We start from the raw sequence: 12,387 nt of genomic DNA, 5'->3' as shown, positions 1-12,387 counted from the left end.
GAAACGAAAAAGGCTCCCCCGCAGCGCGGAGGAGCCTTCATCGTCAGAACTGAGGGACAAGCCTCAGGCGAGGCCCACCTCGAACTTGGCCGCCGTCTTGGCCTTCACCTCGTCGAGGGTTACGCCGGGGGCCAGTTCCTTCAGCACCAGCGTGCCGCCACGCTTGGTGAACTCGAACACCGCAAGATCGGTGATCACGAAGTCGGTCACGTTGGTGCCGGTGAGCGGCAGAGTGCACTTTTCCACCAGCTTGGGCGCGCCGGACTTCTCCACGTGCTCCATGAGCACGATCACTTCCTTGGCGCCGGCCACCAGATCCATGGCGCCGCCCATGCCCTTCACCATCTTGCCGGGCACCATCCAGTTGGCGATGTCGCCGGTCTCGGACACCTGCATGGAGCCGAGAATGGAGAGGTCCATGTGGCCGCCGCGGATCATGGCGAACGAATCGGACGAGGAGAAATAGGCGGTGTCCGGCACCTCGGTCACGGTCTGCTTGCCGGCGTTGATGAGGTCGGGATCCTCCTCGCCCTCATAGGGGAAGGGGCCGATGCCCAGCATGCCGTTCTCGCTCTGGAAGCTCACGGTCATGCCCGGGGGCAGCGCGTTGGCGACCAGGGTGGGGATGCCGATGCCGAGGTTGACGTAGAAGCCGTCGCGGATCTGCTGGGCGGCGCGGGCCGCCATCTCGTCACGAGTCCAGGCCATCTCACTTCACCTCTTCGCGCTTGCGGGTGGTCACCTTCTCGATCCGCTTCTCGGCGCCCTTGCTGACGACGATGCGGTCCACATAGATGCCGGGTGTGTGGATGGTATCCGGGTCGAGATCGCCAATCTCCACCAGTTCCTCCACCTCGGCAACGGTGACCTTGCCGGCCGTGGCCATCATCGGATTGAAGTTCCGGGCGGTCTTGCGGTAGACGAGATTGCCTTCCTTGTCGGCCTTCCACGCCTTGATGATGGAGAGGTCGGCCACAAGGCCCGTCTCCAGCACGTAGTGCTCGCCGTTGAACTCGCGGGTGGGCTTGCCCTCGGCGATGATCGTGCCGTAGCCGGTCTTGGTGTAGAAGCCGGGAATGCCCGCGCCGCCGGCGCGGATGCGCTCGGCCAGCGTGCCCTGCGGGTTGAATTCCAGCTCCAGGTCGCCGGCGAGGTACAGCTTCTCGAACAGCTTGTTCTCGCCCACGTAGGACGACAGCATCTTCTTGATCTGGCCGTTGGCGAGGAGGATGCCGAGGCCGAAATCGTCCACGCCGCAATTGTTCGACACGCAGGTGAGATTCTTCGCGCCGAGGTCGCGGATGGCGGCGATGAGGTTCTCGGGAATGCCGCAGAGGCCGAACCCGCCGGCCATGATCATCATGCCGTCGGCGAGGACGCCCTCCAGGGCACTTTTCGCGTCCGGGTACACCTTGTGTCGCATCATTTCCTCCTCGGCGCTGGCGCCTCGATGACCTTAAGAGGCCGGCCCCTCAAGCGAAAGCGGGACCTTGCAGAATGGCGCGCCGCCGCGCCGTCACAGGGAGGAGACGAGGTGGCCGCCATCGACCACCAGCGTCGTCCCGGTCACGTAGCGGGCGGCGTCGGAACACAGGAACAGAAGCGGGCCCTCGAGATCCTCGAGGCGGCCGAGACGGCGGGACGGAATGCGCTTGATCAGCGCCTGCCCCGCCGGGCTCGCGAAGAAATCGCGGTTGAGGTCGGTTTCCACATAGCCGGGGCACAGGGCATTGGCCTGAATGGAATAACGCGCCCATTCCAGCGCCATGGACTTGGTCAGCTGCACCAGCGCCGCCTTGGAGGCGGCATAGGCCGCCACCTGCCCGGCGATGCGCAGCCCCAGGATGGAGGCCACATTGACGATGCGGCCGCCGCGCCCGGTCTTCGCCATGGCGCGCGCAGCTTCCCGGCCCACCAGGAAGCCACCCTTCAAATTGGTGTCGAGGATGCGGTCCCACACCTCGACGGTCTCGTCCAGGAGCGGGGTAGTGCCGGTGACGCCGGCATTGTTGACGAGGATGTCGAGGCCGCCGAACGCTGCCACCACCTCGGCCACCGCCGCGGTGGCTGAGGCCTCATCGCTCACGTCGAGGGCGATGGGCAAAGCGGTGCCGCCGGCAGCCTCGATGCGGGCGCACAGATCGGCGCAGGCATCACGCCGGCGCGCGGCAACCGCCACGCGCGCCCCGGCAGCCGCCAGACGCTCGGCGAAAAAAGCCCCGAGACCTCCGGACGCGCCCGTCACCAAGGCGGAGCGACCGTCGAGCGAAACACGAAAATCCATGGGATGCGTCTCTGGATCGTTTCTCTCACCAGCGCGGGGACCGTTGGCCGGCTCTTCGGTAGGGCGCCCCTGTTTCATAGACGTGGCTCGCGGCGGGACGCAAGGGCCAGCACCAGTCGCGACCCATCGGGGTGCCCAGAAATCGGGTTGGGCGCACGGCGCCTTCCTCGCATGAAGGCAATGCCTGGGCGCGTCAGTCCCGCGCCCAGCGATCCGCCGCCGCGTCGTCGCTGGCCTTGGCCTCGACCCATCCGCCGGCGTCGGCACCGTCCGCCCGCTCCTCCTTCTTCCAGAAGGGGGCGCTGGTCTTCAACCAGTCCATGAGGAATTCGGCCGCCGCGAAGGCCGCCGCCCGGTGCGCCGAGGCGGTGGCCACGAACACGATGGGGTCGCCCGGCACCAGCCGCCCGTGCCGGTGCACCACGATGGCGCCCAGCAGCGGCCAGCGCGCGCGAGCCTCGGCCACATGGCGCTCGATCTCCTCTTCCGCCATGCCGGGATAATGCTCCAGCGTGAGCGCCGCGAGCCCCATCCCGTCCGCCCCCGCATCGGCCCGGCACAGGCCGGTGAAGGTCACGATGCCGCCCACGTCGGTGCGCCCCTGCGCGAGGCGCGCCGCTTCGGCGGCCGCATCGAACGGCGCCTCCTGGATGCGGACGGAAAACACGGCTCAGCCTCCGGTCATGGGCGGAAAGAAGGCCACTTCCCGTACCCCGGCGAGCGAGGCATCCGGCTTCACGTGGCGCCGGTCGAGGGCGGCGCGCACCACGGCTGCATTCTCGAAGGCATAAGCGTGGGCCTCGTCCCGTCCGGCGAGCCAGCGGGCGAGATCGGCGACGGTGGCCACCTCGGCGGGTGGCGCCACCTCTTCCTCCGCCAGCCCGACGCGCTCGCGCAGCCAGGCGAAATAAAGAATCTTCACCGCTCGTCCTCCACCAGGTGGCGGGCGCCGGCCCGGAAATAATCATAGCCCGTGTAGAGCGTGAGCACGGCCGAGACCCACAGGAGGATCAAACCCACGAGGTTCACCCCCGGCAGCACGCTCTCGCCGGCAGGCCCGGTGATGAGCACGCCCACGGCGACGAGCTGGAGCGTCGTCTTCCACTTGGCAAGGCGCGACACCGGCACCGAAACCCGAAGCTCGGCCAGAAACTCGCGCAGGCCGGACACCAGGATCTCCCGGCACAGGATGACGATGGCCGCCCACAGGGACCAGCCGCGGATGGTGCCGTCGGAGGCCAGCATGAGCAGGCAGGTGGAAACCAGCAGCTTGTCGGCGATCGGGTCCAGCATCCGCCCAATGGCGGACTGCTGCGACCACGCGCGGGCGAGGTAGCCATCGAAAAAATCGGTGATGGCGGCGGCGATGTAGAGCGCCAGCGCCACCCAACGCAGCACCGCGCCGCCTTCCAGGATATCCGACCAGAACAGGCAGGCCGCCACCAGCGGCACCGCCACGCAGCGCGAATAGGTGAGGATGTTGGGCAGCGAGAGCGCATGGCCCCGCCCGCCCCGTTCGGGCGCGGAGGAGGTGGGGGAACGGGTCGCTGCCTCTGCCATCGGGTCTCTTCGTCGGTCGGATGCCGCCTGTGCGTCCACGCCCCAAGGGAGGCGGACGACTTCTATTTAGGCTGCGCGGGCCGCCGGCGGAAGCCTCCGCGCAGAACGAGCGGGTTCTCAAGACCAACGGCCCCGGTCTTTGACCGGTGCCGAGAGGATATCGATCAACGCCGCGCGGGCTTGTACCCACAGCCGATGGGTCAAGCTCATCGCCTGTGGGTATAAGCCCTCAACCGGGCGACCGCTCGTGAAAATAATCATACACCGCCTTGGCGGTTGCGGCGTTGATACCCGCCACCTGCTCAAGGTCGGCGAGCGATGCCCGCTCAATGGCCTTGAGCGTTCCGAAATGACGCAGCAGCGCGCGCTTGCGCGTGGGCCCCACGCCGGCGATGGCCTGAAGGCCGGCCTCCGTAATGTCCTTCTTGCGCCGGGCGCGATGGGAGCCGATGGCGAAGCGGTGGGCCTCGTCGCGCAGGCGCTGGATGAAATAGAGCACCGGGTCGCGCGGCTCCATGCGGAACGGCGTGCGGCCGGGCAGGAAGAACTGCTCACGCCCCGCCTCGCGGTCGAGGCCCTTGGCGATGCCCACCAGCGGCACGTCGGTGATGCCCAGTTCGTCCAGCACCGTGCGCGCCGCATTGAGCTGGCCGAGGCCGCCGTCGATGAGCACGAGGTCCGGCCAGGGCGAGGCTTCGGTGGCGTCCGGCAGGGCGTCCGCCTCTTCCGGATCGGAATCAGGAGGCGCGTCCGGTTCAGCGCTCGACGGCGACGCTTCCACAGGCGTCGGCACGGCCGGCTCGGCGGGGATGTCCTCCACAAGGCCGGGCATAACGTGCGGCGCAGCGGGTTCGACGCCCTGCACCACGCCACCGGCAGCCTCGCCGACCCCGTCAGCCGACCCCTCCCTTGCCCCCTCGCGCGGCGCTTCCTTCAGCAGCCTAGAGAAGCGGCGGCGCAGCACTTCGCGCATCATGCCGAAATCGTCGCCGGGCACGATGTCGGCCGACTTGATGTTGAACTTGCGATACTGGGATTTGCGGAAGCCTTCCGGCCCCGCCACGATCATCCCGCCCACCGCATTGGTGCCCATGATGTGGGAATTGTCGTAGACCTCGATGCGCTGGGGCGGGGCCTTGAGGCCGAAGGTGGCGGCAACGCCCTCCAGCAGCTTGGTCTGGGTGGCGCTTTCGGCCAGCGTGCGGGCGAGGGCCTCGCGGGCGTTCTGCAGCGCGTGGTCCACGAGGTCGCGCTTCTCGCCACGTTGGGGGGCCGCGATCTCGATGCGATGGCCGGTCTTTTCAGAGAGGGCCTCGGCCAGGAGCGCCTGCTCCTCCACCTTGTGGGACAACAGGATGAGGCGCGGGCAGGGCTTGTCCTCGTAGAATTGGGCGAGGAAGGCCCCCAGCACCTCGGCTTCCGACAAGGAGCGGTCGGCACGGGGATAATAGGCCCGGTTGCCCCAATTCTGGCCGGTGCGGAAGAAGAACACCTCGACGCAGGTGGCCCCGCCCTGCTGGTGGCAGGCGAACACGTCCGCCTCCTCCACCCCGCGGGGGTTGATGCCCTGCGAGCCCTGCACGGCCGAGAGCGCGGCCAGGCGATCACGCAGGCGCGCGGCCCGCTCGAACTCCAGCTCCTGGGACGCCGCCTCCATCTCCAGCGCCAGCTCTTCCTTGATGGCGCGGGAGCGGCCGGAGAGGAAGGCGCGGGCCTCGCGCACCAGCTCCGCATAATCGGTGTGGCTCACCTCGCCGGTACAGGGACCGGCGCAGCGCTTGATCTGGTGCAGCAGGCAGGGCCGCGTGCGATTTTCATAATAGCTGTCGGAGCACGAGCGCAGCAGGAAGGCCCGCTCCAGCGCGTTGATGGTGCGGTCCACCGCCCAGACGCTGGCGAACGGCCCGTAATAATCCCCCGGCCGGTTGCGCGCGCCGCGATGCTTGGTGATCTGCGGCGCCACGTGATCGGCGGTAATGAGGATGTAGGGGAACGACTTGTCGTCCCGCAGCAGCACGTTGAAGCGCGGCTTCAGCTGCTTGACGAGGTTGGCCTCCAGCAGCAGCGCTTCCGATTCGGTGCGGGTGGAGACGAACTCCATGGAGGCGGTGGCCGCGATCATCCGCGCGATGCGGTTGGTGTGGCCCACGGGGCGCGTGTAGCTCAGCACCCGCTTCCTGATGCTCTTGGCCTTGCCCACATAGAGCACGGAACTGTCCGCCGCGATCATGCGATAGACGCCCGGCCCCGCCGGGGCATGCTTGACCGCGCGGATGATAGCATCGCGCCCGCTGGCAAGGCTTTCCGCGCCGGGCGGCGGCGCGTCGATGGCGTCGACAATGAGGAGGCCGGCCTCGTCCGCCGCCTCCATCTCGTCCGATTGGGGCGCAGGGGTGGCCTGATCGTCGCGGGCGAAGGCGATCTCGGGCGGGTCGATGGGGCTTCTGCCGGTCATGGGGCCTATGTAGTGCGCCCGGCCGCCAGAGGAAATCTCCGCCGACGCCATGGGCGTTAATACACGCTCAACCACGTCGCCAATGCGCGACCTACCCTGGTGGTGGACAACCCGCGGCGTCCCGATTTTTATTATTTAAAATCATATCGTTAATAAATTAACGACGCATTAGCCATGCGGGCGTCCGGGGGCTTGGGGACAGGATTGGGCAAGGTTCGTCTGCAAGGGTGCGTGCACTGCCGAAGCGAAAAGGACGGCAGGACCTGGAGGACAGTTCATGCGTTCCCGTCTGCTTGCTTCCGCCGCGCTCCTGGCGGGCGTCGTGCTCGCCGCTCCGGCGGTTGCAGCCGACCTTTCCGGTCGCTATCCCGCGCCCTACGTGCAGCCCGTCGCGGCCTTCACCTGGACCGGCTTCTACATTGGCGCCAATGCCGGCTACGGCTGGGGCTCCACCGTGAACAGCGATCCGGGCGGATTCATCGGCGGCTTCCAGGCCGGCTACAATTACCAGTTCGCCAGCCCGTTCGTGCTGGGCGTCGAGACCGACTTCAACTTCTCCGGCCTGTCCGCCGGGGGCTACAGCCTCGACTATCTGGGCACCATACGCGCCCGCCTTGGCTGGTCGTTCGACCGCGTACTGGTCTACGGCACCGGCGGCTTCGCTTATGGCCAGGGCAGCCTGGATGTTCTCCGCCTCTCCTCCAGTTCCACCCAGACCGGATGGACCATCGGCGCCGGCGCGGAAGTCGCCTTCGACCGAAACTGGAGCGCGCGGGCCGAGTATCTTTACGTAGACCTTGGCAGTGCAACCTATCCGACAATCATCGGGCCCATCGAAAGCGGCATCAATGCCAATATTCTGAGGGCTGGCGTGAATTATCGGTTCTGAACCTGAACATGACCCAAGGGAAAAGATTGAGGCAAAACCTTGAGCTCGCCTCCGGTTTGCCGCTTTTACCAAAGGTCACGCCACAAACCTGAACAAGTGCTAGGACTTTGCCACATCTCCGCCGGTTTTGAATTTGGGGGTGTTGCCCGTTCGCTACAGACGAGCGCATCCCCGAACTGTATGACGTAACCACTCGTCGGCGAGGCCCCAGGCTGGACCGATTGACCAACAAAGGTATGGAACATGTTGAAGCGTGCACTTCTGGGCGCCACCGCCCTCGCCCTCCTCGCCGGCTCTGCGTCCGCGGCGGATCTCGCCACCCGCTATCCCGTGAAGGCGGCGCCCATCCCGGTGCAGACCTTCTCCTGGACCGGCTTCTACATCGGCGGCAACGTCGGCTGGGGCTGGGCTGACAACACCTATGACGTGACCCCGTTCGGCTCGGTCGTCAGCTATTCCTACAGCCCCGGCACCAGCAACGGCTTCACCGGCGGCTTCCAGGTCGGCTACAATTACCAGTTCGCCAACAACGTCGTGGTCGGCGTCGAGGCCGACATGGACTGGTCCGACATCGGCAGCTCGACCCTCGTGGCCGGTGGCCCGCTGACCGGCGGCGAAATCTCGCAGAACGTGGACTACTTCGGCACGATCCGCGCCCGCCTCGGCTACGGTATCGACCGCTTCCTGCCGTACATCACCGGCGGCGCGGCCTGGGCGAAGAGCAACTTCTCCGACTTCTACGGCTACAGCTACAACAACACCAAGTGGGGCTGGACCGCCGGTGCCGGCGTCGAATACGCCATCACCAATAACTGGACGGTCAAGGCCGAGTATCTCTATCTCGGCTTCGAGAAGAGCAGCGCCAACGACTTCTTCGGCGACACGTACTCCGTGGGCTCGAACATCAGCACCGCCAAGCTGGGCGTGAACTACAAGTTCTGATCCCGCGCCTGCGCGAGACATGTCTTGACGTGAAGGGGCTCCCGGCCAGGCCGGGAGCCCCTTTCGTTTGGCCCGACCCCAGGCCTATCCTTTGGGCAGGTCGCACGCATTCGTGAATGCGAATCGGCACCCGCCATCGCTTTGCCGCCAAGCCGCCCTTGCCTCGCCTGCGCGACGGGCCAAGTTGAAGACGGACAGAGGCGGGGAGACGCGGGAGCGCGGCCATGGGACGCAAGGTATTTGGCAGATCGAGCGACGCCCTGCGAGGTGGTCGCCGCGCCATGCCCGCATTTACCCTGCCCTCGGTGACGCTGCCTGGACTTGCGCTGCCTGGACTCGCGCTCGCGGCGCTGCTGTCGGCCGGGCCTGTGGCGGCGGCGGATCTCGGACGGCCGGTGCAGCCGGCGATCCCGACGGTGGCTCCCGCCCCTGTTTTCTCCTGGACCGGCTTTTATATCGGCGGCAATGCCGGCTATGGCTGGGGCTCGGGCCAGGATGCGCTCGGCGTGGCCGGCATCGACCCAAAGGGGTGGCTCGGCGGCGGCCAGGCCGGCTACAATTACCAGTTCGCCAACAATATCGTGGCGGGCATCGAAGCGGACATCCAGGGCGGCGACGTCAGCGCCGGCGCGGCCGGGCCTCTCGGTGGGCAGCTTGGTGTGCTGGGTCTTTCCAGCACACTCGATTCCTTCGGAACGGTGCGCGGCCGGCTCGGCTACGCCTTCGGCCCGATCTTGCCCTATGTCACGGGCGGTTTTGCCTGGGGCAACAATTCCATCGATTATCTGGGCGCCAGCCAGTCGCAGACTCATACCGGCTGGACCACAGGCGCAGGCATCGAATATGCGCTCACAGACCACTGGACCGCGAAGACCGAGTATCTCTACACGGACCTCGGCTCCAAGTTCTACGACACGCTCGGCGCCAGCGCGGGCGTGACCGCGCAGACCGCCAGGATCGGGATCAACTACAAGTTCTGATCCCGCGCCGGCCTCTCAAGGCGTTCGGATCAGGACGCCCCGACCCGGAGCGGGATGGGCTTTTCCACGCCGCTCTCGTCACGCACGGCGAAGTGGTAGGCGCCGTGGCTATCGCGCGTCACCTCATAGGTGAGGCGGCTGACGACGCGATTGTCCTTGTCGAAGGTCAGCACGCGCGGACGCAGCGCCACGATCTCGCCTTCCGGCACATAGACCGAATTGCAGATGATGACCTCGTCGCCCGGCTGGCAGGTGCGGGCCGCGGCACCGTTGAGCACGCAGCAGCGCGAGCCGCGCTCACCCAGGATGACATAAGTGGAGATGCGCGCGCCGGAATTGCGGTTCCAGATCTCGACGAATTCGAGCGGCAGGATCCCCGCCTCCTCGCAATGCTCGGGATCGAGCGTGATGGAGCCGTGATAGTTCAGGTCGGCCCCCGTCACGGTCAGCCCGTGCAACTTGCCGGCGACGATCTTGCGCATGTTCTGCCGTCCTCCCCTCCCGATCGGTCGCGCTGCATCGCGCGAATGATCCGGCCGCGTGTGGTGCTGCGTTGTCTTGACGCGACCCGGGGTCCATCTGGCTCGAAGACGCGTGCGAAAAGCGCGCTGTGATAGGCCCTGCCGCCCGCCGTGGGAAGAGGCACGGCCTGCGCCGGCGCGACATGCCGGTAACACGGCGATGCAATTCTTGAACGTGGCGGGACCGTGGATTTGACGCCGCTCCTCGCCTTTTAAACGATGATCGTGCTAGAGCCCGCACTCGTTGAATGATTGATGAGGGCTGAAATGGCTCATACGGCAGCGCCCGGCACGGAGCGCGCCCGGGTTCGTCCGAAGGACGACCAGCCGGTGCGGATCGGCGTCACGGGCATCGGCATCATGGGCTCCAACCACGCCCGCGTGCTGTCCCAGCTTCCCGGTGCGGAACTCGTCGCCGTCGCCGATCCGGACCAGGAGCAGGCGCAGCGCGTCGCCAACTTCCTCGGCTGCCAGGCGGTGGGCGACCATCGCGCGCTGCTCGACCTTGGCCTCGATGCCGTGGTGGTGGCGGCGCCCACGCACCTTCACCACCCCATCGCCCTCGACGTCATCGCCGCCGGTTGCTCGGTTCTGGTGGAAAAGCCCGTCGCCTCCACGGTGGCGGAAGGCCGCGAGATCGTCGCAGCCGCCCGCGAGAAGGGCGTGACCCTGATGGTCGGCCATGTGGAACGCTTCAATCCCGCCGTCCGGGCGGTGAAGGAAGCCATCCGCGATGAGAACCTGCTCTCCATCGCCATCACCCGGGTGGGGCCGTTCCCGCCGCGCATGTCCAACGTGGGCGTGGTGATCGACCTCGCGGTGCACGACATCGACCTCATCCGCTGGTTCACCGGCTCGGATATCCTTGAGGTGCAGCCGCAGACCTCGGCCGCCATTGCCGAGCGCGAGGACATCGCCCTCCTCCAGTTCCGCACCACCTCGGGGGTGCTCGCCCACATCAACACCAACTGGCTGACGCCCTTCAAGGCGCGCACGGTGCATGTGGCGACCCGCAAGAAATACGTGATCGGCGACCTGCTCACCCGCCAGGTGACCGAGCATTTCGACTACCGGCCGGACGGCTCCTATTCCACCCGCCACCTGCCGGTAGCCTATGCCGAGCCGCTGCGCGCCGAGCTGGAGAATTTCCTCTCCGCGGTGCGCACCGGCCGCGCGCCGGAAGTGACCGGCGAGGAGGGCGTATCGAGCCTGGAGATCGCCATCTCCTGCCTGCCCGGCTCGGCTACCGCCAAGACTGCGCCTTCCGAGACTGCACCCGCCGAGACGGCGGCCGAGAAACGTCGCGCCCTGGGCTGAAATACGTGGCGGCGACGGCCGCCTGCGGTCCTTGCGCGCACCGCACCCGGCGTGCGTCACACCAGAGGCTGTGAGCCTGGCTCACCGGCCCTTGGTCCAGTCCGCGCAGCGCCTGTCGAAGGGCGGGCCATCGTAATGCCTCGCCGCATCCGCGCCATTCCGCCCGTCCGATGGGCACCTGACAGGGATCATCCATGACGTCTCCCGCGACGGCCAAGGCCAGTACAGCGAACAACGCCCCCATCCCCTTCATCGACCTTGCCGCCCAACGCGCGCGCATCGGCGCCCGCATCGACGAGAAGGTGCTGGACGTGCTTGCTTCCTGCCGCTTCGTGAACGGGCCGGAAGTAAGCGCCTTCGAGGAACAGCTCGCCGCCTTCGCCGGCGCCAAGCATGCCGTCTCGTGCTCCAGCGGCACCGACGCGCTGGCGCTGCTGCTGATGGCCTGGGGCGTGAAGGCGGGGGACGCGGTGTTCTGCCCGGCCTTCACCTTCTGCGCCACCGCCGAGGTGGTGCCCTATGTGGGCGCGACCCCGGTGTTCGTGGACGTGAAGGCGGACACCTTCAACATGGACCCCGACAGCCTGGAGCAGGCCATCGCGGTGGCCGTCGAGCAGGGGCTGACCCCGCGCGTGGTGATCCCGGTGGATCTGTTCGGCCAGCCGGCGGACTATGACGCGATCCTGCCCATCGCCGAGAAGCATGGCCTGAAGGTGCTGTGCGACACCGCGCAGGGCTTCGGCGGCACCTGGAACAACAAGCGCACCGGCTCCATCGGCGATGCCACCGCCACCTCCTTCTTCCCGGCCAAGCCGCTTGGCTGCTACGGCGACGGCGGCGCCATCCTCACCGACGACGCCGAGCTGGTCACCGTGCTCAAGAGCCTGCGCGAGCACGGCCAGGGCGTGGACAAGTACCAGAACGTGCGCATCGGCATGACCGCCCGCCTCGACACCATCCAGGCGGCGGTGCTGATCGAGAAGCTCGCCATCTTCGAGGAGGAGATCGCGGCACGCGACCGGGTGGCGCGGCGCTACAACGAGCTTTTGAAGGATGTCGCCACCGTGCCGGTGGTGGACCAGCGCGCCACCTCGGTGTGGGCGCAATACACCATCCGCCTCGCCCCCGGCGTGCGCGACGGCCTCGCCGACAAGCTGAAGGCGCAGGGCGTGCCCACGGCGGTCTACTACCGCCTGCCCATGCACCTGCAGCCGGCCTACAAGCACTATCCCTCCGCCGGCGCCATCCTGCCGGTGTGCGAAACCCTGGCGGAGGAGGTCATCTCCCTGCCCATGCACGCCTATCTTGACGAGACCACGCAGGACCGCATCGTCGCGGCGGTGAAGCAGGCCCTCGCCGAGGGCTGAGGCAACCCACTCATGCAAAGACCGCCGGAAGCAGCTGCTTCCGGCGGTCTTTTTGTTCGTGGCTGACTGTCC

The 12,387-nt window shown here is 67.1% G+C and carries 13 protein-coding genes; 5 read left to right on the top strand and 8 right to left on the bottom strand.

Annotated elements, in window-relative coordinates:
- Nucleotides 1-63 precede the first annotated feature (63 nt).
- The 7 genes from FBQ73_RS15785 to uvrC form a co-directional block, all read right to left on the bottom strand.
- Nucleotides 64-708 (bottom strand): CoA transferase subunit B, encoded by a 645-nt coding sequence (locus tag FBQ73_RS15785; protein ID WP_012114370.1) that lies wholly within the window; start codon nucleotides 706-708, stop codon nucleotides 64-66.
- A gap of 1 nt (nucleotide 709) precedes the next feature.
- Nucleotides 710-1,423 (bottom strand): CoA transferase subunit A, encoded by a 714-nt coding sequence (locus tag FBQ73_RS15780; RefSeq protein WP_138400430.1) that lies wholly within the window; start codon nucleotides 1,421-1,423, stop codon nucleotides 710-712.
- A gap of 93 nt (nucleotides 1,424-1,516) precedes the next feature.
- Nucleotides 1,517-2,284, bottom strand: a complete 768-nt coding sequence (locus tag FBQ73_RS15775; RefSeq protein ID WP_170218922.1) for an SDR family NAD(P)-dependent oxidoreductase — start codon at nucleotides 2,282-2,284, stop codon at nucleotides 1,517-1,519.
- A 193-nt stretch (nucleotides 2,285-2,477) separates the two neighbouring features.
- On the bottom strand, nucleotides 2,478-2,951 hold the full coding sequence (locus FBQ73_RS15770; RefSeq protein WP_138400428.1) for a molybdenum cofactor biosynthesis protein MoaE: 474 nt from the start codon (nucleotides 2,949-2,951) through the stop codon (nucleotides 2,478-2,480).
- A gap of 3 nt (nucleotides 2,952-2,954) precedes the next feature.
- Nucleotides 2,955-3,206, bottom strand: coding sequence for a molybdopterin converting factor subunit 1 (moaD, locus tag FBQ73_RS15765; protein WP_012114366.1), 252 nt, complete (start codon nucleotides 3,204-3,206; stop codon nucleotides 2,955-2,957).
- Nucleotides 3,203-3,844: a CDP-diacylglycerol--glycerol-3-phosphate 3-phosphatidyltransferase gene (gene pgsA / locus FBQ73_RS15760; protein ID WP_246089726.1), complete on the bottom strand. Its 642-nt coding sequence runs from the start codon at nucleotides 3,842-3,844 to the stop codon at nucleotides 3,203-3,205. The genes moaD and pgsA overlap by 4 nt, the downstream gene beginning before the upstream one ends.
- Nucleotides 3,845-4,073: 229 nt before the next feature.
- Nucleotides 4,074-6,299, bottom strand: coding sequence for an excinuclease ABC subunit UvrC (uvrC, locus tag FBQ73_RS15755; RefSeq protein WP_138400427.1), 2,226 nt, complete (start codon nucleotides 6,297-6,299; stop codon nucleotides 4,074-4,076).
- Between the two features lie 277 nt (nucleotides 6,300-6,576).
- On the opposite strand from uvrC, the gene FBQ73_RS15750 reads away from it, so the two are divergent.
- The 3 genes from FBQ73_RS15750 to FBQ73_RS15740 all read left to right on the top strand — a co-directional run bounded on the left by FBQ73_RS15750 (nucleotide 6,577) and on the right by FBQ73_RS15740 (nucleotide 9,110).
- Nucleotides 6,577-7,188, top strand: coding sequence for an outer membrane protein (locus tag FBQ73_RS15750; RefSeq protein ID WP_138400426.1), 612 nt, complete (start codon nucleotides 6,577-6,579; stop codon nucleotides 7,186-7,188).
- 243 nt (nucleotides 7,189-7,431) lie between these two features.
- Nucleotides 7,432-8,130 (top strand): outer membrane protein, encoded by a 699-nt coding sequence (locus FBQ73_RS15745; RefSeq protein ID WP_138400425.1) that lies wholly within the window; start codon nucleotides 7,432-7,434, stop codon nucleotides 8,128-8,130.
- Nucleotides 8,131-8,411: 281 nt separating this feature from the next.
- A complete protein-coding gene (locus FBQ73_RS15740; protein ID WP_138400424.1) occupies nucleotides 8,412-9,110 on the top strand; it encodes an outer membrane protein in 699 nt (232 codons plus the stop codon).
- A 29-nt stretch (nucleotides 9,111-9,139) separates the two neighbouring features.
- Here the strand turns inward: FBQ73_RS15740 and panD are convergent, their stop codons facing one another.
- Complete coding sequence (gene panD / locus FBQ73_RS15735; RefSeq protein WP_138400423.1) at nucleotides 9,140-9,592, bottom strand: aspartate 1-decarboxylase; 453 nt, start codon at nucleotides 9,590-9,592, stop codon at nucleotides 9,140-9,142.
- Nucleotides 9,593-9,898: 306 nt separating this feature from the next.
- On the opposite strand from panD, the gene FBQ73_RS15730 reads away from it, so the two are divergent.
- Together FBQ73_RS15730 and FBQ73_RS15725 are read left to right on the top strand one after the other, a co-directional pair.
- Nucleotides 9,899-10,948: a Gfo/Idh/MocA family protein gene (locus FBQ73_RS15730; RefSeq protein WP_138400422.1), complete on the top strand. Its 1,050-nt coding sequence runs from the start codon at nucleotides 9,899-9,901 to the stop codon at nucleotides 10,946-10,948.
- A gap of 194 nt (nucleotides 10,949-11,142) precedes the next feature.
- The gene (locus FBQ73_RS15725; RefSeq protein ID WP_138400421.1) at nucleotides 11,143-12,315 is read left to right on the top strand and encodes a DegT/DnrJ/EryC1/StrS family aminotransferase; all 1,173 of its coding nucleotides are present in this window, start codon (nucleotides 11,143-11,145) and stop codon (nucleotides 12,313-12,315) included.
- The last annotated feature ends 72 nt before the right edge of the window (nucleotides 12,316-12,387 follow it).

The organism is Xanthobacter autotrophicus, from assembly GCF_005871085.1.
In the GTDB taxonomy this organism is placed as follows: domain Bacteria; phylum Pseudomonadota; class Alphaproteobacteria; order Rhizobiales; family Xanthobacteraceae; genus Xanthobacter; species Xanthobacter autotrophicus.
This window is presented reverse-complemented; position numbering and strand designations above follow the sequence as displayed.